Below are 20,760 nucleotides of genomic sequence, written 5' to 3'. Positions count from 1 at the left end.
GCGGTCACCCCAGCGGGGACGGGTTCCGTTACGGTCACCGCCACGACCGTAGGTGGAACCAGTAACGGCGTCACGTACACCTACGTCGCCGTTCCCACGCTGAGCGTGGTAGTGCCGAGCGCGGGGCCGGTCACCGGTGAGACGACGGTCGTCCTGACCGGAACGAATCTGACCGGGACCACAGCGGTCACCTTCGGTGCCACACCAGCAGCCTCCTTCACCGTCGACTCCGCGACCCAGATCACCGCCCTCGCTCCCCCCGGAACCGGGACCGTGCAGGTCACCGCCACCACCGCGGGCGGAACCACCAACGGCGTCGCCTACACCTACGTTCCAGCTCCCGCACTGACCACGATGGTACCGAGTTCCGGTCCGGTCACCGGGAACACGACAGTCGTCCTCACCGGGGCCGACCTCACCGGCACGACAGCCGTCGCTTTCGGTCCGACACCGGCAACGTCGTTCACGGTCGACTCCGCGACACAGATCACGGCAGTCTCTCCGCCCGGAGCAGGGACGGTGCAGGTTACCGCCACTACCGTGGGTGGGACCAGCAACGGAGTGGCCTTCACCTACGTTTCAGCTCCCGCTCTGACCACGGTGGCACCGAACTCGGGAACCGCAGCGGGTGGAACGACTGTCGTCCTCACCGGAACCGATCTCACCGGAACCACCGCGGTCAGCTTCGGTGCGACACCGGCAATCTCGTTCACCGTGGATTCCCCCACACAGATCACGGCCGTCACTCCCGCTGGAACCGGGACGGTACAGGTCACCGCCACCACCGCGGGCGGCACCAGCAACGGCGTCGCCTACACCTACATTCCGGCTCCCGCTCTCACCAATGCGGTTCCCAACTCGGGACCGGTGGCGGGCGGCACGACGGTCGTCCTCACCGGATCGGATCTGACGGGAACGACCGCGGTCGATTTCGGTGCGACACCGGCGGCTTCGTTCACGGTCGACTCCCCGACGCAGATCACGGCGGTCTCTCCGGCCGGATCGGGGACGGTGCAGGTTACCGCCACGACTGCGGGAGGTACCAGCAATGGCGTGGCCTTCACCTTCGCACCGGTTCCGACAGTGACCACGGTGGTGCCCAGTTCGGGAACGGCAGCGGGCGGAACGGCGGTCGTTCTCACCGGAACGGATCTGACCGGAGCGACTGACGTCAGTTTCGACGGGACACCGGCGACATCATTCACCATCGACTCCCCCACACAGATCACGGCAGTCACTCCCGCCGGAACGGGAACGGCGCAGGTCACCGTCACCACTGCGGGTGGTACCAGTAGCGGCGTCTCCTACGCGTATGTCCCGGCCCTGAATTCGGCGTTCCCCTTCCAAGGGCCGGAAGCAGGTGGAAATCAGGTCTTCCTCACCGGCAATGGCCTGACCGGCGTCACCGCGGTCAGCTTCGGCGCGACACCGGCAGCGTCGTTCACGGTCGACTCCGACACGCTGATCACGGCCTTCGCACCTGCGGGGACGGGCGCCGTGCAGGTCACCGTCACCGGCCCGAATGGCACCAGCAACGGTGTGTCCTACACCTATATCCCGGTTCCCACACTGACCTCGGACAGCCCCACCGCAGGGCCCGAAGCAGGCGGTAACACCGTCACCCTGACCGGAACCGGCCTGTCCACTACGGGCGCGGTTCTGTTCGGTATCTCCGCGTCCGACTTCACCGTCGTCTCCGATACGCAGATCACCGCGACCGCCGTTCCGGGGACGGGGACTGTGCAGATCACTGTGATCACGGCGGGTGGAACCAGCAATGGTGTCACGTACACGTATGTCCCGGCGCCCACCCTGAGTACAGCCACCCCGAATTCGGGCGCGGCAGCAGGCGGCACGACGGTCGTTCTCACCGGAACCGATCTGACCGGAACCACCGCAGTCGATTTCGGTGCGACACCGGCGGCTTCGTTCACGGTCGACTCCGCCACTCAGATCACGGCAATCTCTCCCGCCGGAACCGGCACCATACAAGTCACCGCCACCACAGGAGGTGGGACCAGCAACGGCATCGCCTACACCTTCATCTGACAGGTGATTCGGCTGGGCCGCCGGCATTGCGCCGGCGGCCCAGTCTTGTATCCGTGCCCTGCACCATTCGGAAACGAAGCGCTCGACAAGACAGCGGCTGCCGCGTGAAAGGCGAATGAAAAACGGAATAAACCGGATTGCAGATACATTGCTCGACAACCGCCGCGGGGGCGTTAATGGAAAAGGCGGGCCGCCGACACACCGAGCACCACACGGTGCCGAGGAACCATTCAGCAATAAAGGGTCAGCGCCATGCCTACCATCACTTCCCTCGCCCCGACGTCCGGCCCCACGACGGGGGGTACGAGCGTCACGATCACCGGTACCGGCTTCGCCGATACCACAACCGTCCAATTCGGTACCACCTCAGCCGTCTTCACCATCGACTCCACCACACAGATCACCGCGACCGCTCCCGCGGGAACGGGCACCGTGCAGGTCACCGTCACCGGTCCGGGTGGAAGCAGTAATGGTGTCTCCTACACGTATGCACCTTGCGTGAGTACCACGACCATCACCGTGACCGGGACACTGCAGTTCACCATTACGAAAACGGGTAACTGTATTCCCTGCACCTGCGCCCCGGCTCCCACTCTGAACGCGATCAGTCCGAGTGCGGGCTCGGCCGCAGGCGGGACCACTGTTACCCTCACCGGCACGAATCTGTCCACTGCCAGTACGGTCTCGTTCGGAAGTACGGCGGCGACATCGTTCACTGTCGATTCCGATACGCAGATCACGGCCGTCTCCCCTGCGGGGACGGGCACCGTTCAGGTCACCGTCACCACTGTGGCTGGTACCAGCAACGGCGTCTCCTACGCCTATATTCCGGCACTGGCGTCGATCTTCCAGTTCCAGGGGCCCGAAGCAGGCGGACACCTCGTCTTCCTCAACGGGACCGGCCTGACCGGAGCCACCGCGGTCACATTCGGTGGTACGCCGGCGACATCGTTCACCGTCAACTCCGATACCGAAATCGCCGTTTTCACCCCTGCCGGAACGGGTACCGTGCAGGTTACCGCCACCGGCCCGAATGGCACCAGCAACGGCGTGGCCTACACCTATGTTCCGGTTCCCGCTCTGACATCGGTCAACCCGACTTCGGGGCCCGAAGCGGGCGGGAACACGGTTGTCCTCACCGGGTCGGGTCTCGCTACCGGCGCATCGGTCAGGTTCGGCATCGTGGCATCCGACTTCACCGTGGACTCCGATACGCAGATCACCGCGATCGCTGTTCCAGGAACGGGGACGGTGGATATCACCGTCATCACTGCGGGTGGAACCAGTAACGCCGTCAGCTATACCTACATCTGACAGGTGACGCCGCTGGGCCGCCGGCAAGTCGTTGCCGGTGGCCCGGTCCCCGCCACCGCTACGCAGGCCATGGGGTCTCCCGTTTTCCGGGCTGGTTCAAGCCCGGGAGGGCTCGGCCTTCTCCAGGGCAGAGAAGATCCGTAACGAGTCATCACCGAGCCATCGCACCAGGTCCTCGACTTGTGCGTGGTAGCGGCGGAACGGCTCTGCGGTAACGGTGCCGCCGTGCAGCCGGTGACATCTGTCCATAGCCGCGGGCAACTGTGCCTTGATCCAGTGAGCGAGCGTGCCGAGTTCGTCGCGGACCCGTTCGTCGTAGTCGGGGTGGTCGTTTCGCTGGGACAGCAACCGATTCGCCGACCGCGATGCTGTCTGCAGCAGCCGCGACACGTCGTGGACCTCTTCGAACTCTCGCCTGGCCGCGTGGACCTCGGCGGGTGCCAGCCCGAACCGGCGATGGATACGGATGTGTTCGGCGAGCACCCTCAGCAAGCCTTTGAGCAGCCCGTCGGCGACGGACCCGATTGTCGCCACCGCCAGCTGCCGCAGTGACGCGGCGCCGTCGATCAACAACTGTTCTACCGGGATCTCGGCCTGCTCGAAGTACACCGAATACTCCGGAGCACTACTCACACCGGGACTTCGGACACACCTGACACCAGCTGCGCGGGACTCGACCACGGCCACACCGCAATCCGTCGGCACCAGAATCCACCGTGCGGACTCGGCATACGGGACACACACCTTATGACCGGTGATTCGCACCGACCCGCCCTCGATCACCGCCACTGTCCTCGGGGTCGCGACGAACGGTGCACCGGGCTCATTGAGCGCGGCGGTAACTATCGCGCCCTGCGCTACAGCGGGAAAAATTCTCTGCTTCAAACTTTCCGGAGCCGCTTGTGCCAGTGGTAGAACTCCGAAACCGAGTGTTGCCAAGGCCGGCGACTGCACAGCGTCGGTGGCGAGCTCGGTGAGCATCATCGATACCTCGAGCAGGCCCGTATCCTCGCCGCAGCGCTCGGGTAGTGCTACCGAGAGCAAGCCGGATTCGGCGAGTTTCGGCCACAGCGAGAAATCACGGGCATTCTCGCGTTCGAGCACGCTCACGACAGCTTCGGCGACAGCGTCCTCGCTGTCGACTCCCGTGAAACCCAAAATCACTCCTTTCCGAATCATCGATCGGCACGGTTCGAGTTGTCATTCGGTGGATCTGCCTGTCATGCCTCGGTCGGCAGCAAGCTGTTCGGTTTCTCGGTCGTCGAAACGTGTATCAACGGGCGGTAAACCGCAGCGCCAGCCGCACTGGGTAACAGTCGGTCGGTCGGTTTTTCTCCCACAACGTGTCGATGGATTATGCCGCGCGGAGTGGGCAAACGAGCGCAGCGACCGTCAACGGATTCGGCGTGGCGTTCGTGATCTCAGCGGCACAGCCCGTTCGGCGAGCCACCAGATGGATCTCGATGAGGAACCGACAGCACGGGCCACCGCAACAGCACGACCGGTACGACACCGGCAGCGCGTGTCGGCACCGATGCTCCACCCACGGACGCCCCCGGGCCTCCGGACATGTGACCGCTTTCGCGGCGGCGGCGACCCGGGCAAATGACTCACCAGCCCGCCACCGGCCCCACACCTCGTCCTGACGAGCAGCGCCTGTCGGCCCAGCCCTGGCCAGAGGCGAGATACCTCACCCGATGCGGACGAACCGCCGATCGCAGGCTATGCTTGATCGAGTGCGTGACATGTCACGCCAAGCGTCGTAGATCGCATTCGCTTCGCAACCAGCGCTTGCCGCATCCGCTCTTCTTACGGCGATCGATTTTGCCCATCGGCAATCTCGCCATTTCGTGCCCCCGGCGCGGACCCGGAAGGTCCACAGACGGCTCGGGCACCACCTGATGTCCGAAAGGCACCGCAACACCTATGAGTTCTGCTGACATCTCTTTTGCCGCGCTCGGCGTGAGCGCGCCGCTGGTGAAGGCGTTGACTCGCGCCGGGATCACCGAACCTTTTCCGATCCAGACCGACACCCTGCCCGATTCCCTGGCCGGACGTGACGTGCTGGGCCGTGGCCGGACCGGCAGCGGCAAGACCCTCGCCTTCGCCATACCCATGGTCAACCGTCTCGGCGGCGGTCTCGCCGGTAGGCGCGCACCGAGCCGCCCGACCGGCCTGGTGCTGGCGCCGACTCGGGAATTGGCCACCCAGATCACGGCCGCGCTGGAACCCCTCGCCGCGGCCTATCGCATGACCGTCACCACGATTTTCGGTGGGGTACCGCAGAACCGGCAAGTCCGGGCGCTGCGCGCCGGTGTCGACATTGTCGTCGCCTGCCCCGGCAGGCTCGAGGATCTCATGAACCAACGTCTGATCTCCCTGGATGCCGTCGAGGTCACCGTTATCGACGAGGCCGACCACATGGCCGACCTCGGGTTCCTGCCAGGCGTGACCCGCATTCTCGCGGCCACCCCGAACACTGGTCAGCGCCTGCTCTTCTCGGCCACTCTGGATAACGGCGTCAACAAGCTGGTCAGCCGTTTCCTGCCGGATGCCAAGCTGCATTCCGTCGATGGGGCGAACTCCCCGGTCGCCGCCATGACCCATCACGTTTTCGAAACCGCGAGCGTCGAAGCCAAGCGCGAGGTCGTACACCGGCTCGCCTCGGGCTCGGGGCGGCGAATCCTGTTCATGCGCACCAAACATCAGGCTCGCAAACTGGCCAAGCAGCTGACCCTGGCCGGAATTCCGGCCGTCGATCTGCACGGCAACCTCTCGCAGGCCGCCCGCGACCGCAACCTCGCGGTCTTCGCCGCCGGTGATGCCCTCGTGCTGGTGGCGACCGATGTGGCCGCGCGCGGCGTGCACGTCGACGGTGTCGAGCTGGTCGTGCACGTTGATCCGCCCGCCGAACACAAGGCGTACCTGCACCGTTCGGGGCGTACCGCGCGGGCAGGCAACTCCGGTGAAGTGATCACCCTGGTGCTGCCCGGCGAACGACGCGACCTGGCCGACCTCATGCGCAAGGCCAAGATCACTGTGACCCCGCAACGGGTCACCGCCGATTCGCCCGTGGTGGCCGAGCTCGTCGGCACGATCGCCCCCTTCGTCGCGCCCTCCTACAGCGAGCGGGCGGCACGTGAAGACGACCGCCGAAGCAGTGGCGGACCGCGCGGGAGCAGTGGCGGACCGCGCGAGGGAAGCGGCCGTCGCAACGGCAGTGCGGCGCGAGGTCAGTCGCGCGCCAAGTCGCGGGCTCACTCTGCGCGCGGAAGGGCCGCATAGGCGCGTTCGGCCGTTCGCCAGACAAGCCCATGCCGAAATCGCCGGGTCGCTGAGCATCGCCGGCGAACTGCCGGGTATCGAATGCTGGTGAACGTGCGCCCGTACTGGCGGGCAACCCATCGAGTGCGAGGCGGTCGCGCCTGATGGGTTGCCGTGCGGTTGGGTCGCCGCGAAATCTACGGGCGTGGCAGAGAGGGACGCGCCGGGACATGACATGACCCAGCCGCCCGGTTCGGCCCCTGGTCCCCACGCCGACGGGCGTGGTGGAGCCCGGTTTCACGTGGGGCGGCGGATGGCCTGTACGGCGGCGGCGTAGAGGTCGAACAGGTCGACCTGCCCGCCCAGCCGTACCCGTTCCTCGTTGGCTGCCTGCAGGCAGATGATCGCTGCGGCCGCGATCGCACGCGCTTGCAGGGTGCGGCGGTCGGAGTCGGGCAGTCGCGGCTCGATCAGCGGTGCGAACAGGTCTTGCCAGCGGGCTTGCTTCTCCGCGTGTCCGGCACGTAGGGAATCGTTGCCGAACAGCAGCGTGATGAACTCCAAGCGGCCTTCGGCTGTCATGTCGATCTCCTCGAGCACCTGGAACGCCGCGCGCAGCGCCGCCCAGGCATCCTCGTCGGCCGGGCGCTGCGCGAGGCGCGCGGCGATCAGTTCGCCCTGTTCGGCCAGGCTGCTGAGCGCAAGGTCTTCCTTGTTGCGGAAGTAGTTGAACAGGGTCCGCCGGGAGACGCCCGCGGCGGCGGCGACCTCTTCGAGGGTCGTGTTGTCGTAGCCCTTGGCGGCGACCAGCTCGATAGCGGTCCGGGCGAGCAGCGAGCGGACCACGGAGCGGGCAATGGTGGCGCACAGAGGTACTCGCGAACGCGGGCCTGCCACAGCACACCGAGCAGCACATCGCGACCATGGCGCAGCTGCACCGCGCGAACCGTTACGACAGAGCGACCGTCGACGTCGAGCGCATCACCGGGAAGCGGTCCCTGGCCGTCCAGGAGTTCGTCGCCGTCCACAAGGACTTCTACGTCGGCTGACTGCCGCAGGAATCCCAGGTGGAGAGGGCATCACCGAAATCGCGGCCGGGCACGTCGACACTGGGCCGGAAAGCACTGCCATGGGCGACACGTCTGTCCCGTCCCAGGTGCCGCGGCCACGCTGCGGTATAGCCACTAGGCTCGTCGGGAAACCACTCGCCGAAACACTCTCACCGAGTCGCAGCGATAATCGAGGCTCCCCCCTACCGCGATCGTGTTCTAAAGGCATTGCCTGGCCATGCTGTTGACCAAACTACAGCGGGCGCAGCAGTCGGGTCGCCTGCAGCGCGACGTAGAGCTCGGCCGCCTGTGCGGGTTGGTCGCAGTCGCGGCCGGTGAGGTCGCGAATCTTGCGCAGCCGGTAGAGCACGGTGTTGCGGTGATAGTGCATCTGCTGCGCCGCGGCCACGGTCGAGCCTTTGCAGTCGAACCACACTTCGAGGGTGTGCAACAGAGCCGTTCGCTCCGCCTCCGGCAGCTGCATGAGCGGGCCGAGGATTTGTGCGGCCGCACTGCGCGCCGCATCGGGTAGCCGCACCACCAGTAGCGCGACCGGCTCCGATTCGTAACGGGTCATCGCAACGGCACCGCGCGGGATGCACTTGAGCGCGAGCCGGGCTTCGTCGCGCGCAGCGGCAATGCCCTGCGGACCGCCGAAGACGCGACTGACGCCCGCACGAGCTTCGACCGCCGCACCGAGTAAGCTGATGGCACCGTCGATTTCGGTGGACGTGGGTGCGCAGATCAGACCGGTCCGGGTATCGGCGTAGAAATCCCAGATCGAAACGATGCCACGGTCGTTCAGCTTGGCGATCGCCGCGGCCATCGTGTTCCGGTCCGAATCAGCCTCGGCGGCGACCACTACGAATACCCCGGACTCGGGTAGGCCCAGAGTGCGCGCGGCGTCCAGAACCACAGCGGGATTCTCCGCATGGTCGTCGAACAAGGTCCGGATCACCCGGGCCCGCGACTCGATATCGGCCAGGGCGACCAGAGTTTCGGTCTCGCGGTACGCCTCGGCCGCGGCATCGGAGTACCGATCGACCATCGCCCACAATGCGCCAGGAATCTTCAACAGCTCACCATGGGCGACACCACCGGCACGAACCATCAACTCTTCCCAGATCAACTGACCACCGAGCCGGTAGGCGTGCAGCATCGCCGCTATCGGCAACCCCTGTTCGGCCTTCAATCTGCCCGCCGCACGCGCGGACTCCAGCCGCACCGGATCGCGGCCCGCAAGGTAGCCGAGCATTGCGCTCAAGTTGTCCAGGCAGGCTCCGCGCAGTTGCTCGCGGGTCAGCAATTGGGAGTCCAGGTATGCCCGCTCGGATGCGACGATCCGGTCCGCGAGTTCGTCGGCCATCGAGCCCACCGAGTCCAGCAACTGCCTCGCGAGTTCGGTGGCCGCGATCGAGTGCAACGGCCTGGCCACCACGGCAGCATATCACCAGCTATGTGGGCCACGCCACACCATCATTGTGCCGTCGCACAAAATCGATCACCTACTCCCGCGACCGCCGCCCATGGTGCGCGAGTGCACTGATGCGGACAATTCCGACTATGACCATCAACGACTCGCCGACCGACCTGCGGGGCGCCGTCGACGCCGCACTGTCGGCACTTGCCGAGGGTGAAAAAATATGGGCCACGATCTCCTTGGCCGCACGCGCCGAGCTGCTCGGGCGCGTCCGCGAGCGCACCGCGCAATTCGCCGGAAAGTGGGTCGATGCGGCGGTCCGCTATAAGCGGCTGGATCCAGGCACGGCGCTGGTCGGCGAGGAATGGATATCCGGCCCCTATGCGATGGCATCGGGAGCTGGAGCACTAGAGCGAAGCCTGCTCGCACTCGCCGCCGGGCGCAGCCCACTCGAGAAGGCGCATTTCGGCACCGCCGGTGGACGCACCACGGTCCGCGTGCTGCCCACCTCGGTCTTCGACACTTTGCTGCTGAGCGGATTCAGCGCCGAGGTGTGGCTACAGCCGGGGATCGGCCCCGCCGAAGCCATTCGAGCCGCGGGGCTGGCGCAGCTCGACCCGATTCACACCCACGGCATCGGGGTGGTGCTCGGCGCGGGCAACATCACCTCGATCGCCCCGTTGGACGTGCTGTACGAACTGATCGCGCACAACCGCGTCGTCGCTTTGAAGCTGAATCCGATCACGGACCCGATGCTGGAGCCGCTGACCGATGTGCTGGAGCCGTTCATTGCGATCGGGGCCGTCCGGATCCTGACCGGCGCAGCCGACGTCGGCGAATATCTGGTGCAGCATCCAGACGTCGCACACGTGCATATGACCGGCAGCGCCGCGACACACGACGCGATCGTCTGGGGGCACGGCGAAGATGCCGCGACACGCAAGGCCGCCGGTCGGCCTCGACTCGACAAGCCGATCACCAGCGAACTCGGCGGCGTCTCCCCGACCATCGTGCTGCCGGGTCGGTGGAGCAAGGCCGATCTGCGGTTCCAGGCCGACCACATTGTCACCCAGCGCCTGCACAACGGCGGATACAACTGTGTCGCGGCGCAGGCCGTCGTGATTTCCGCCGACTGGGATCAGAAGGACGACTTCCTGCGCGAGCTGCGCGCCGCCTACCAGGCCGCACCGAGTCGGGTCGCGTATTACCCGGGCAGCGACGATCGGGTCGCGGCAGCCGAATCGACCTATCCGAGCGCCGAGCACTTCGGCGGCCGAGTTCTGATGCCGGGCCTGCGCGGCGACCGAACCGAGACACTGCTGCAGACCGAATACTTCGCGCCGGTACTCGGAGTGGTCGAATTGTCAGGTCTCGGACGGGATTTCACGCGGGCAGCGGCGGCAGTGGCGAACGACGAGTTCGTCGGCACGCTCGGGGTCAATGTCATCGCGCACCCGGCGACCATCCGCGCGATGGGAGCGGCATTCGACGACCTGATCGAGCAGCTGCACTACGGCACGATCGCGATCAATGCGTGGACCGGCGCCGGGTTCCTCACCGCCGCGGCCACCTGGGGTGCATATCCCGGCCACACGATCGACGACGTGCAGAGCGGAATCGGCGTGGTGCACAACGCATTCCTGATCGACCGGCCCGAACGCACGGTTGTGCGCGGCCCGTTCCGTCCCGCGCCACGCTCGGTGCTGCATGGCGAGTGGTCGCTCACGCCGAAGCCGCCATGGTTTGTGAACAATACGACCGCGGCTACGACCGGACGGCGACTCGCCGCGTTCGCCGGAGCACCCGGTTGGGGAAAACTGCCCGCAATCTTCGCATCCGCGTTGCGCGGCTGACCGAGCAGGAGCACACGTGGATACCCACGCCGATTACGTCGTCATCGGTACCGGATCGGCGGGCGCGGTCGTCGCCAACCGACTCAGTACCGACCCCGCGGCCAGCGTCGTCGTGCTGGAGGCTGGTCCCCGGGACAAAGACAAATTCATCCATATCCCCGCCGCATTCTCGAAGCTGTTCCGCAGCGCCGTGGACTGGGATTACCGCACCGAACCACAGCCCAATCTGGGCGGACGTGAAATCTACTGGCCCAGAGGTAAAACTCTTGGCGGATCCTCGTCGCTCAACGCGATGATGTGGGTGCGCGGATTCGCCGCGGACTACGACGATTGGGCCGAGCGAGCCGGAAGCGACTGGTCCTTCACCGAGGTCGTGCGGTACTTCCGCAAGATCGAAGCAGTCGAGGGGGCACGCGAACCCGATGAGGGCGTCGCCGGTCCGCTGCATGTGTCGCGGCAGCGCAGCCCGCGCGCGTTCACGGCGGCCTGGCTGGCGGCCGCGGTCGAGTCCGGGCACACCGTGGAGCGCCCGAACCTGCCCGAGCCGAATGGTTTCTCCGAGACCGTCGTGACACAGAAGGGTGGGGCACGCTGGAGCACGGCCGACGCCTACCTCCGACCCGCGCTCGGCAGAAAGAACCTGACATTGCGCACCGAGGCCGTCGCGACATGCATTATTTTCGATGGAACTCGTGCTGTGGCCGTCGAATTCGAGTCCAACGGCAAGCGCGAGGTCGTGTATGCCCGCCGGGAAGTGGTGCTGTGCGGCGGTGCGATCAACAGCCCACAACTACTGATGCTCTCCGGCATCGGCGATCGTGAACATCTCGCGGAGCACGGCATCGCCACGGTGTACCACGCACCGGAGGTCGGGCAGAACCTGATGGACCATCTGGTCGCGATGCTCGGCTTCGACGTCGAAGGCGACAGCTTGTTCGCCGCGGAAAAGCCGCTGGAGCTCATCAATTACCTTGCCAGACACCGCGGCATGCTGACCTCCAATGTCGGTGAGGCCTACGGATTCGTGCGTAGCCGCCCGGAACTGGATCTGCCCGACCTAGAGCTGATCTTCGGACCCGCACCGTTTTTCGACGAGGGCATCGGAGAACCGTACGGCCACGCGGTGGTAATGGGCTCTATCCTGCTCAAGCCGGAGAGCAGAGGCCGCATCTCGTTGCGCTCGGCCGACCCACTGGCGAAGCCGGTCATCGATCCCCGCTACCTGTCCGACAGCGACGGCGTCGACCGCGCGGCCATCCTGGCAGGCCTTCGCATGTGCGCGGAGATCGCCGAAGCACCCGCGTTGAAAAAGCTGCTCGGCAGAGTCGCTCGTCCCGTTGGCGCGCCGGATACCGGCCCCGACACGCTCGAGAAGGCGCTCACCACCTGTTCACACACCCTGTATCACCCGGTGGGCACCTGCCGGATGGGCAGCGACGCAACCAGCGTCGTGACACCGGCTTTGCTGGTTCGAGGTGTCGAAGGGCTGCGGATCGCGGACGCATCGGTGATGCCCAGCATTATCCGCGGACACACCCACGCCCCGAGCGTGCTGATCGGCGAGAAGGCAGCCGACCTGATCCGCGGCTGAAGGTGAGCCCTGAGCGGCCTCGTGTCGGGCGTCGGTCGTCCACCGGGCCCTTCGAGCGCTTGTGCAGCCACAGCCGGTAGGTCACGTGCTCGGTGAGCGCCGTCGCGACCGCTGGATGCAGGATCTGCAGCGCCACCGCCCTGGGAAGCGCCAACGCGAATCGCCGATCGCCGAGGTACTTCCGCAGCAAGGGCGCGGGCGCACGCACAGCACGTTCCCCCGATCGGCGTCGGCCGTCACACCAGCGGCTTCCCGAGTGCGCGCCGCTTGCGCATGTCGTGCAGGTAGGTTTCGAACGGGTACAGCCGCCACCGTTCGGGAAACACCCGCAGAGCCAGTCCGATCGTGCGCATCGTCAGCTCGAAGACGCGCTGCCGGCGCGGGCTCCACTCCAGTCCCAGTTGGTCGCGGAACCGTTGCGGGAGAAAGCCCGTGGTGAAGAACCGATTCGCCCGGCCGAACGCCAGCCGCTCGATGCGCCGGTAAGGTCCGAGATCGACGACTTCATCGAGCAGATAGGCCCGCACCTCGTCGTCCAGCGTGAGATCCGGCAGCTTCGAGTCCCAGTACTCGGCGAATGCCGCGCGGTCGGCTGGCCACAGTTCCGGGCGCATCTGCAGCGTCGTCCCGAATCGGCTCGACTCGCGATACACCTCGTCGGCCAGATCCTCGTCCATCGGACCGTACAGGAAGCGCAGGGAATCGACGGTGCCGCGGTACAGGCATGCGGCGACCCACAATTGGAGTTCCGGATCGAAGGCGTTGTACTTCACCGGACTGTCGGGACCGGATCGCACATGCCGGTGCGATGTATTGACGGCCGCGCGATAGGCCGCGCGGTCTTCCTCGGTGCCAAGCATCGCCACCGCCAGATAGGTCAAGGTCGTGCGACCGCGCTTGCGCGGATGCAACGTGTAGCGGCCGCTGTCGACCGTGCTCTCGACCACACCGCGGCCGACCCCGGGCAGGCTCAGCTGCATGATCACGTTGGCCGGGCCACCCAGCAGCGCCGCGGGCCCCGCCATGTAGCGGCGCCGGCGTCCGAGATCCGGATCGGGAGCGGTCCGCAGCGGTGCGGACGGTTCAGGACGAGACATGCCGAACTCCAGCGAGATATTGATATAAGTGACACCATATTCTCTCAACAACCGACACGGTCGGCAAGCTCACGGACCTCTCACTGTCACTTATGTGAACATGAATTCCGATTCGCATCGGAGGCATCGTCCGGGTTTCGCTCGCCGACCGCCTCACCTGGAGGTGTTCGATGACGATGACGTTGCGGTCGCCGCTCGCCGCCGTCCGGTCGCTGGCCGACCTGGCGTCGGCGGCGGCGGTTCTGGCCAAACGGGGCATGTTCGATCCGGCGCGGCCCACCGAGACGATCAGGGTGATGCGCGACGCGTCGGTGTTCGGCCCGTTCGTCACCGTGCTGGCGCATGCCACCCGACGCCACGGGTCGGCGCCGGCGATCGTCGACGAACGCGGCACCCTCACCTTCGATCAACTCGACAAGCAGTCGAACGCGCTCGGCCGCGGGCTCACCGCCGCAGGCATCGGCCCCGGCACCGTGCTCGCCGCGCTGTGCAGGGACCATCGCGGAATGGTGCTGACGCTCCTGGCGGCAGGGAAGCTGGGCGCCCGTGTGGTGCTGATGAACACCGGGTTCGCCAAACCGCAGCTCGCCGAGGTCGCCGAGCGGGAGAACGTCGCAGCGATCCTGCTCGACAGCGAATTCCTCGCGTTGCTCGGCGCGGTTCCCGAAACCGTTCCGCGCGTGCTGACCTGGGTCGACGACACCGACGCCGTCGGGGCGGACACACCGACGATCGACCTGCTCATCGCCGCGAACTCGACCGCGGCACTGCCGGCTCCCGAGCGTCCCGGCGGCGTCGTCATCCTGACCAGCGGAACCACCGGCACCCCGAAAGGCGCTCCCCGGGACAAGGTCTCGCCCCTGCAATCGGCGCAGTTTCTGCATCGGGTGCCGTTGCCGCGCAACGACACGGTCGTGATGGCGGCGCCCATCTTCCACGGCACCGGGCTGTCGCAGTTCACTCTCGGCTGGGCACTGGGCAACAAGATCGTCTTCCAGCAGCGGAGATTCGATCCGCGGCGCACCCTCGCCAACGTCGCGCAGCACCGCGCCGCCACCCTGGTCGTGGTACCGACCATGCTGCAGCGCATCCTCGACCTCGGCCCCAGCGTGCTCGAGCAGTACGACACCAGGTCACTGCGCGTGATATTCACCGCGGGAGCGCCCGTCTCGCCCGACCTGAGCAGACGCACTGGCGACACCTTCGGTGAGGTGCTGTACAACCTCTACGCCTCGACGGAAGTCGCGGTCGCCGCCGTGGCCACCCCGCACGACATGCGAGTGGCGCCGGGCACCGTCGGCAAACCGCCGGTCGGATGCCGCGTCGCGATCTACGACGCGCAACGCAAGAAGATCACCACACCCGGCCGGGTCGGCACGATCTTCGTCTCCAGCGGACTCAGCTTCTCCGGCTACACCGACGGCCGGAACAAGGAAACGGTCGACGGACTGCTGTCCAGCGGCGACGTCGGCCATTTCGACGCCGACGGACGGTTGTTCATCGACGGCCGCGACGACGACATGATCGTCTCCGGCGGCGAGAACGTCTATCCGCTCGAGGTGGAGAACCTCCTGGTCGACCGTCCCGACGTGCTCGAGGCCGCCGTCGTCGGCGTGGAGGACCACGACTTCGGCAAGCGGTTGCGCGCCTTCGTCGTTCTCGCGCCGGGCGCCGAGCGCGACGCACAGGAGATCAAGGACTACGTCAAAGCGAACCTGGCCCGCCACAAGGTGCCCCGTGACGTGGTGTTCCTCGACGAACTGCCGCGCAACGCCACCGGCAAGCTGGTGCGCCGGACCCTGGAGCAGGCCGACATCTGATGTCCGGACGGAGATCCGGCGGCGAACACAGCGCCTCGTCGCCGGGGCCGGTCAGGGACCGGTTACCTCGATGAGGCGTTGCCGCAGCCAGGTCAAGGGCGTCACGGCGCCGGGGCCGATGGCGTAGGTGGGGTAGCTCTGGTGGATTCCGGAGCTCAGGAAGTCGTCGATCTGCCGCTTCCGTTGTTCATACGCGGAGACGTTGAGCTGATCGGACAAGAGATCGAAGCCTCCCGCCGCCAGGGCGTCGCCGATGATCTCGGCCGCCTGCTGCTGGTAGCTGCCGAGCTGCGCAGGATTCGGGTTCGACAGCTGGACGAAAAAGCCCGCGATGCGTCCGGCGAAGTCACTATCCGGCATCGCGCAATACAGGTCACCCGCGACGCAGAAGGTGAAGGTCCGCGAGGCGAGCCACCCGAAACCGCCGATCCGGGGCCCGGCCGCGCCTGCGCCGGGAACGGGCGGGCCGATCAGCGTGTCGCTCGGTGCGCGACGCGGATCGGAGATCAGCCCCACCAGGACCACCCGATGCGGCGGCACCACGCCGCGCCCGGTGCCGATTTCGGCCGCGAGATCACCTGCCGCGTCCGCGCCTTGGCTGTAGCCGAGCACCGCGATCCGGGTGGCCGCACATGCTTGCGCCATGGCCGAGACCGAGACACGCGCTTTGTCGATCGCCTCCTGTTTGGAGCGGCCGTACACTTCGCTTTCCCAGGGGAAGGCCGTCGCGGCGTAAGCGACATAGTCCACCTCGACATCACCGGGCAGATCGTTCAGGGCGACCGCGAGCATTCCTTTGCCCGCACCGGTGCTGGAGGTCTCCCACGTTCCGGGAATCGCTACCGCATACAACTCCGGGCAATGCGCCGGTGCGGCTTCGGCAACGGATTCGACACCGAGGTGGAGACTGGTGGTCACCGCTGCGGCCAGGCAAGCGGCGGCCATCTTCTTCCATGCCCCACGCAGGCTGAGTTCGTCCATATCTGCGCCACTCCTCATTGAGCCCGGACACTGACCACAGGTACCGCGATAGTTCCATAGTGCAGAATCATTATTAACATAGCAGACCGTAGCCTCCTGGTACCACCGCTTCCGGTCCGCTGGACAGACTCCCGATGCCGCTGCCCGTTCGTCTTGAAACCATGTCGCAACCAAGTATTTTGACTTGAATCGAACATCGCGACTCAAGGATCGCTGAGCCTAGCGGACAAGCGGGGGGCCACTCGTCGCGGATCATACAAGTGGCAATAACAGGCAGTCACATATCGCAATCCCGGGAGGGCATTCGAATGACCCGCGAGCGGAGCCGGATGCGCCCAGCGTCTCCGCACGGGAAGCATCCCCCATCAATTCATCTGCATCAGATGTATCTGTTACAGATTATTTCGGTAGGGTGGGGCACGTGAACGGCAGGCAGCTCTATCGCCTGGCTCGGCGACTGACCGAGCTGGCTCGTCAGGCGAACATCGCTCCCGGCGACCGCCTTCCGTCCCCGGGCGAGATGGCGATCCTCGGGGAGGTCGTCGAGTATCCGGGTTGCTCCATCCGCCAACTGTGTGAGCGCACGGGGTTCGTCCAGAGTCACGTCTCCACGATCGTGGCCGGGCTCGTCGAGCGGGGCCTGCTCGTCGCCGACACCGATCCCGCCGATCGTCGCCGCACATTGGTCCATCCGGCTGAGCAGCTCACCCGCGATATCGACCGTCGCCAGCGCCCCATCGACGACACCCTCGCCGATGCCATCGGCGACGTCACTTCCGCGCGGCGTGCCGCGGCATTGCTCGAGGAACTCGCCACATTGCTGCTCGACGAACACCGACCGGCGCCGCCGCGGCCGCCCACCTCCACCGACCGAAAGGATCGTCCATGACCGACACCAGCGAGCAGCCGGTCGCCGTCGTCACCGGCGCGGGCTCGGGCATCGGCCGCGCCATGGCCGAGGGCTTCGCGCGGGCCGGACATCGAGTCGTGGTCGCCGACATCGACGCCGACCGAGCGCATCGGATCGCCACCGAGATCGGCGAGCACGCCCTGGCTGTCGCGGCCGACATCTCCGACGCCGAGGCCGTGGACCGGCTCGTCGAACTCACCCTCCACGCCTACGGCCGCATCGACGTGCTGTGCAACAACGCCGGGATCATGGACAGCATGGCGCTGCCCGCCGACACCTCCGTCGAGCAGTGGAACCGGGTCATCGATATCAACCTCACCGGTACCTTCCTGCTCACCAAAGCGGTACTGCCCCACATGCTCGAACGCGGGAAGGGCGCGATCGTCAACACCGCGTCCGAAGCCGGAATACGCGGCGGTGCGGCCGGAATCGCCTACACCGCTTCCAAACACGGCGTCATCGGCATCACCCGCAACGTCGCGTGGGCGCATGCGGGCGACGGCATCCGCTGCAACGCCATCCTGCCCGGGCCCACCATGACCGGCATCGCCCCCGACTTCGATCCCGCAGGCGTCGCCCGGTTGCGACCGATCATCGAACTCAACCAGCAACGCCTCGCCACACCCGAACAAATGGCCGCGGTCGCGGTGTTCCTCGCCTCCGACGCCGCCTCGTTCGTCAACGGCGCCATCGTGCCCGTCGACGCCGGCTGGTCGGCCGGATGACCTGACCCGGCGACGTCGGCCGCCGGGTGGCGTTCCCCGCCCCGGAACAACGCCCCGATGCGAGGATGGACCGGTGAGTACCCCCAAGCTGTGGCGTGGCCAGACGCTGCAGGATCGGTCCGGCGACCGCCGTGAGCAGTTGCTCGACGTGGCTTTCGACCTCCTCGGCACCGCAGGATCGGCCGCGGTCACCATGCGGGCGGTGACCCGTCTGGCCAACCTGAGCCCCCGCTATTTCTACGAGAGCTTCGACAGCCGGGAGGAACTGCTCACCGCCGTCTACGACCGGGTCGAGGACGGGCTCCGCGAACGGCTCGACGAACTCCCCGGCGGCGCCGATCTCCCTACGGCCGTGCGCACCGCCCTGGAAGCCTGCGCGAGCTACTTCGAGGCCGATCCGCGCCGCGCCCGAGTCCTGTTGCGCGAGCCGCTCGCCGACGACACTCTCCGCAGGCACAGCCTCCGTCGCGCCTCGGCGATGACGCGGACCCTCGCCGTGGCGCTCGGCCCCGAGACCACCGCCCTGCTACCGGCCGACGAATCCTCGATCACGCTCGCCGGTACCGCGCTCAGCGGCGCGCTGGTGGCCCTCTACCTCGACTGGGTGGACGGACGGCTCGAGGTCCCCCGCGAGCGCCTGGCCGAGGCCGCGACCGGTCTCGTTCTCGCCGTCTCGCTCGCGGTCGGCCACTGAGTGCGGCACGCACGGTCGCGTGCCGATGGCGTCGGAAGGCGCGGGCGCGGCGGATCGCCGTTCACCACTTCTTCACCCGAGCGTGACCACCCGGCGGCAGGATGACACGATGCGGCGAATGTGCGCGGCGAGCGCGGTGGCGGGGATGCTGGCAGCCGGTGTTCTGACAGCCGGCGCGCCGCCGGTGGCGGCCGATGGTCCCGCCGCGTTCGATATCCAAGCCCATCGCGGCGGGTTGGGGCTGGTGGCGGAGAACACGCTGCCCGCCTTCGCGAACGCGCTGGAACTGGGGGTGAGCACGCTGGAGCTCGACGTGCAGATCACCGCGGACGGGTACGTGGTGGTCACCCACGACCGCGATCCGAGTCCGGCGAAGTGCGTGGACACCGCGCCCGCCGCCCCCGGCGACCCGAAGTTCCCCTATGTGCCGGGGAATACGTTCATTCGCGAGCTGACGCTGGCTCGAGTGCGGACGATCGATTGCGGTTCGGTGCCGTCCACCGCGCAGCCCGGACAGCGCAGAGCCCCGGGTGCGCGAATGCCGCTGCTGTCGGAGGTTTTCGACTTGGTGCGCGCGTATCACGCCGATCAGGTGATGCTGAACATCGAGATCAAGGTCGAGGCCGACGCCCCGGACCAGACCGCGTCGCGTGAGCAGTTCGCCGACCTCGTGGTGGCGGAGATCCGCCGCGCGGACATCGCGGCGCAGGTCACCATCCAGAGTTTCGATTTCGGCGCACTGAGGCGGCTGCGTGCGGTGGCGCCCGACCTTCCGATCGTCGCCTTGACCGATGGTCAGCCGAAGTTGCGAGCCGGAGAAGCAGGCGGTTCGCCGTGGTTGGGCGGACTGGACATCGACGACTTCCCGGGATCTGCGCAGGAGAAATTCGTCGCGGCCGCGGCCTCCATCGGCGCGGCGGCGGTCTCGCCGGTACACGGCTCGCCGCAGAACGCCGCCGTCACCGATCCGGGCTATGAGCCCTTCACCACGAAAGAACTCGTTCGCGCCGCGCACCGTCGCGGCATGCGGGTGGTGCCATGGACCGTCGATGACCGGCCCACCATGAACGCGCTGCTCGATATGGGCGTAGACGGCCTCATCACCGATCGCCCTGACGTGTTGCGCGCTCTGCTGTCCGACCGCGGCGACCGCCTGCCACCGGCCTACCCCCGCCCCTGAGGAGCGGCGTGGCACCCGGCCGTCGCGGTCGGCCCGTCGCCGCAGGGGCGGCCCCGGGTCAAGCGAGGATCTTCAGCAACTCATCGGCCACCGCGGCGGAGGACGCCGGGTTCTGGCCGGTGATCAGGGTGCGGTCCACCACCACGTTCGAGGTCCAGGGTTCGGCCTCGCGGAAATCCGCCCCTATCTCGACGAGCCGATCCTGCAACAGCCATTTCGCCTTGTCCGCGAAGCCCGCCTGCGTCTCTTCGGCGTTGGTGAACCCGGTCATGGCATAGCCCGCGAAAATGTTCGTCCCGTCGCCGCCGCGTGCGGCGAGCAGAGCCGCGGGCGCATGGCACACCACAGCCAACGGCTTGCCCGAGGCCGAGACGGTGGCGAGCAGCCGACCGGAATCGGCGTCGACCGCGAGGTCTTCCATCGGCCCGTGCCCGCCCGGATAGAACACCGCCGCGTAGTCGGCGACGTCGACCTTCGCCAGCTCGACCGGGTTGTTCAGCTCGGCGCTCGTGCCGATCACCTGAGCCCGATGGTCGGCGGTCTCCTGACCGCCGTTGACGTCGGGTGCGAGGCTGCTCTCGTCCACGCTCGGCACGACGCCGCCAGGCGTGGCCACCACGATCTCGTGGCCCGCGCCCTTCAGTTTCTCGAAGGGCACCACGAACTCCTCGGCCCAGAATCCGGTGGGGTGTTCGGTGCCGTCGGCCAGAGTCCAGTGATCGGCTCCGGTCATCACGAAAAGGATCTTCGCCATCGTGTGTCGCCTCCGTCGTCCAGAACCCGGCCGGTCGGCTTCGGCCATCGAGTCCTGTC

The 20,760-nt window shown here is 66.9% G+C and carries 17 protein-coding genes and 1 pseudogene; 12 read left to right on the top strand and 6 right to left on the bottom strand.

Translation table 11 applies throughout. The features are described 5' to 3' along the window. The 3 genes and pseudogenes from NNI01S_RS11865 to NNI01S_RS11860 all read left to right on the top strand — a co-directional run. Positions 1-2,049 (top strand): beta strand repeat-containing protein (locus NNI01S_RS11865; protein WP_174554392.1); only part of this gene is annotated, 2,049 nt, incomplete at its 5' end. A 252-nt stretch (positions 2,050-2,301) separates the two neighbouring features. Next, positions 2,302-2,526, top strand: a pseudogene (locus NNI01S_RS36495) (IPT/TIG domain-containing protein); the annotation flags it as partial. Positions 2,527-2,547: 21 nt separating this feature from the next. After that, entirely contained in the window at positions 2,548-3,363 is an 816-nt protein-coding gene (locus NNI01S_RS11860; RefSeq protein ID WP_245676079.1) for an IPT/TIG domain-containing protein, read from the top strand. A 96-nt stretch (positions 3,364-3,459) separates the two neighbouring features. Here the strand turns inward: NNI01S_RS11860 and NNI01S_RS11855 are convergent, their stop codons facing one another. Next, positions 3,460-4,521: an acyl-CoA dehydrogenase family protein gene (locus NNI01S_RS11855; protein ID WP_063020127.1), complete on the bottom strand. Its 1,062-nt coding sequence runs from the start codon at positions 4,519-4,521 to the stop codon at positions 3,460-3,462. Positions 4,522-5,289: 768 nt separating this feature from the next. Between NNI01S_RS11855 and NNI01S_RS11850 the strand changes: the two genes are divergently transcribed. After that, a complete protein-coding gene (locus tag NNI01S_RS11850; RefSeq protein ID WP_063020086.1) occupies positions 5,290-6,648 on the top strand; it encodes a DEAD/DEAH box helicase in 1,359 nt (452 codons plus the stop codon). A 276-nt stretch (positions 6,649-6,924) separates the two neighbouring features. On the opposite strand, the gene NNI01S_RS11845 is transcribed toward NNI01S_RS11850, so the two are convergent. After that, positions 6,925-7,473 (bottom strand): TetR/AcrR family transcriptional regulator, encoded by a 549-nt coding sequence (locus NNI01S_RS11845; RefSeq protein ID WP_063020085.1) that lies wholly within the window; start codon positions 7,471-7,473, stop codon positions 6,925-6,927. Positions 7,474-7,550: 77 nt separating this feature from the next. On the opposite strand from NNI01S_RS11845, the gene NNI01S_RS36335 reads away from it, so the two are divergent. After that, a complete protein-coding gene (locus tag NNI01S_RS36335; protein ID WP_281180618.1) occupies positions 7,551-7,676 on the top strand; it encodes a hypothetical protein in 126 nt (41 codons plus the stop codon). A gap of 253 nt (positions 7,677-7,929) precedes the next feature. Here NNI01S_RS36335 and NNI01S_RS11840 read toward each other — a convergent pair whose 3' ends face one another. Then, positions 7,930-9,111, bottom strand: coding sequence for a PucR family transcriptional regulator (locus NNI01S_RS11840; protein ID WP_245676078.1), 1,182 nt, complete (start codon positions 9,109-9,111; stop codon positions 7,930-7,932). Between the two features lie 110 nt (positions 9,112-9,221). Between NNI01S_RS11840 and NNI01S_RS11835 the strand changes: the two genes are divergently transcribed. Both NNI01S_RS11835 and NNI01S_RS11830 read left to right on the top strand, forming a co-directional pair. After that, a complete protein-coding gene (locus NNI01S_RS11835) occupies positions 9,222-10,949 on the top strand; it encodes an aldehyde dehydrogenase family protein (RefSeq protein WP_063020083.1) in 1,728 nt (575 codons plus the stop codon). Between the two features lie 16 nt (positions 10,950-10,965). Further along, complete coding sequence (locus NNI01S_RS11830) at positions 10,966-12,540, top strand: GMC family oxidoreductase (protein WP_063020082.1); 1,575 nt, start codon at positions 10,966-10,968, stop codon at positions 12,538-12,540. A gap of 236 nt (positions 12,541-12,776) precedes the next feature. Here NNI01S_RS11830 and NNI01S_RS11825 read toward each other — a convergent pair whose 3' ends face one another. Further along, positions 12,777-13,661: an oxygenase MpaB family protein gene (locus NNI01S_RS11825; RefSeq protein WP_439956122.1), complete on the bottom strand. Its 885-nt coding sequence runs from the start codon at positions 13,659-13,661 to the stop codon at positions 12,777-12,779. A 146-nt stretch (positions 13,662-13,807) separates the two neighbouring features. Here NNI01S_RS11825 and NNI01S_RS11820 point away from each other — a divergent pair, with 146 nt between their 5' ends. Further along, positions 13,808-15,457, top strand: a complete 1,650-nt coding sequence (locus NNI01S_RS11820) for an acyl-CoA synthetase (RefSeq protein ID WP_084488717.1) — start codon at positions 13,808-13,810, stop codon at positions 15,455-15,457. Between the two features lie 51 nt (positions 15,458-15,508). On the opposite strand, the gene NNI01S_RS11815 is transcribed toward NNI01S_RS11820, so the two are convergent. Then, positions 15,509-16,438, bottom strand: coding sequence for a cutinase family protein (locus NNI01S_RS11815; RefSeq protein WP_245676077.1), 930 nt, complete (start codon positions 16,436-16,438; stop codon positions 15,509-15,511). A gap of 421 nt (positions 16,439-16,859) precedes the next feature. Between NNI01S_RS11815 and NNI01S_RS11810 the strand changes: the two genes are divergently transcribed. From NNI01S_RS11810 to NNI01S_RS11795, 4 genes are all read left to right on the top strand, one after another. Further along, positions 16,860-17,327: a MarR family winged helix-turn-helix transcriptional regulator gene (locus NNI01S_RS11810; protein WP_063020079.1), complete on the top strand. Its 468-nt coding sequence runs from the start codon at positions 16,860-16,862 to the stop codon at positions 17,325-17,327. Then, positions 17,324-18,073: an SDR family NAD(P)-dependent oxidoreductase gene (locus NNI01S_RS11805; RefSeq protein WP_063020078.1), complete on the top strand. Its 750-nt coding sequence runs from the start codon at positions 17,324-17,326 to the stop codon at positions 18,071-18,073. The genes NNI01S_RS11810 and NNI01S_RS11805 overlap by 4 nt, the downstream gene beginning before the upstream one ends. A gap of 73 nt (positions 18,074-18,146) precedes the next feature. Further along, positions 18,147-18,767 carry a TetR/AcrR family transcriptional regulator gene (locus tag NNI01S_RS11800; RefSeq protein ID WP_063020077.1) on the top strand — a complete coding sequence of 207 codons (621 nt, stop codon included), beginning with the start codon at positions 18,147-18,149 and terminating at the stop codon, positions 18,765-18,767. Positions 18,768-18,876: 109 nt separating this feature from the next. Further along, the gene (locus NNI01S_RS11795; RefSeq protein WP_063020125.1) at positions 18,877-19,947 is read left to right on the top strand and encodes a glycerophosphodiester phosphodiesterase family protein; all 1,071 of its coding nucleotides are present in this window, start codon (positions 18,877-18,879) and stop codon (positions 19,945-19,947) included. A 58-nt stretch (positions 19,948-20,005) separates the two neighbouring features. Here the strand turns inward: NNI01S_RS11795 and NNI01S_RS11790 are convergent, their stop codons facing one another. Then, positions 20,006-20,701 carry a type 1 glutamine amidotransferase domain-containing protein gene (locus NNI01S_RS11790; RefSeq protein WP_063020076.1) on the bottom strand — a complete coding sequence of 232 codons (696 nt, stop codon included), beginning with the start codon at positions 20,699-20,701 and terminating at the stop codon, positions 20,006-20,008. Positions 20,702-20,760 lie beyond the last annotated feature (59 nt).

Source organism: Nocardia niwae NBRC 108934 = DSM 45340 (genome assembly GCF_001613465.1).
Taxonomy (GTDB): Bacteria; Actinomycetota; Actinomycetes; order Mycobacteriales; family Mycobacteriaceae; genus Nocardia; species Nocardia niwae.
The sequence above is the reverse complement of the archived record's forward strand: the minus strand, read 5'-3'. Positions and strand labels throughout refer to the sequence as shown.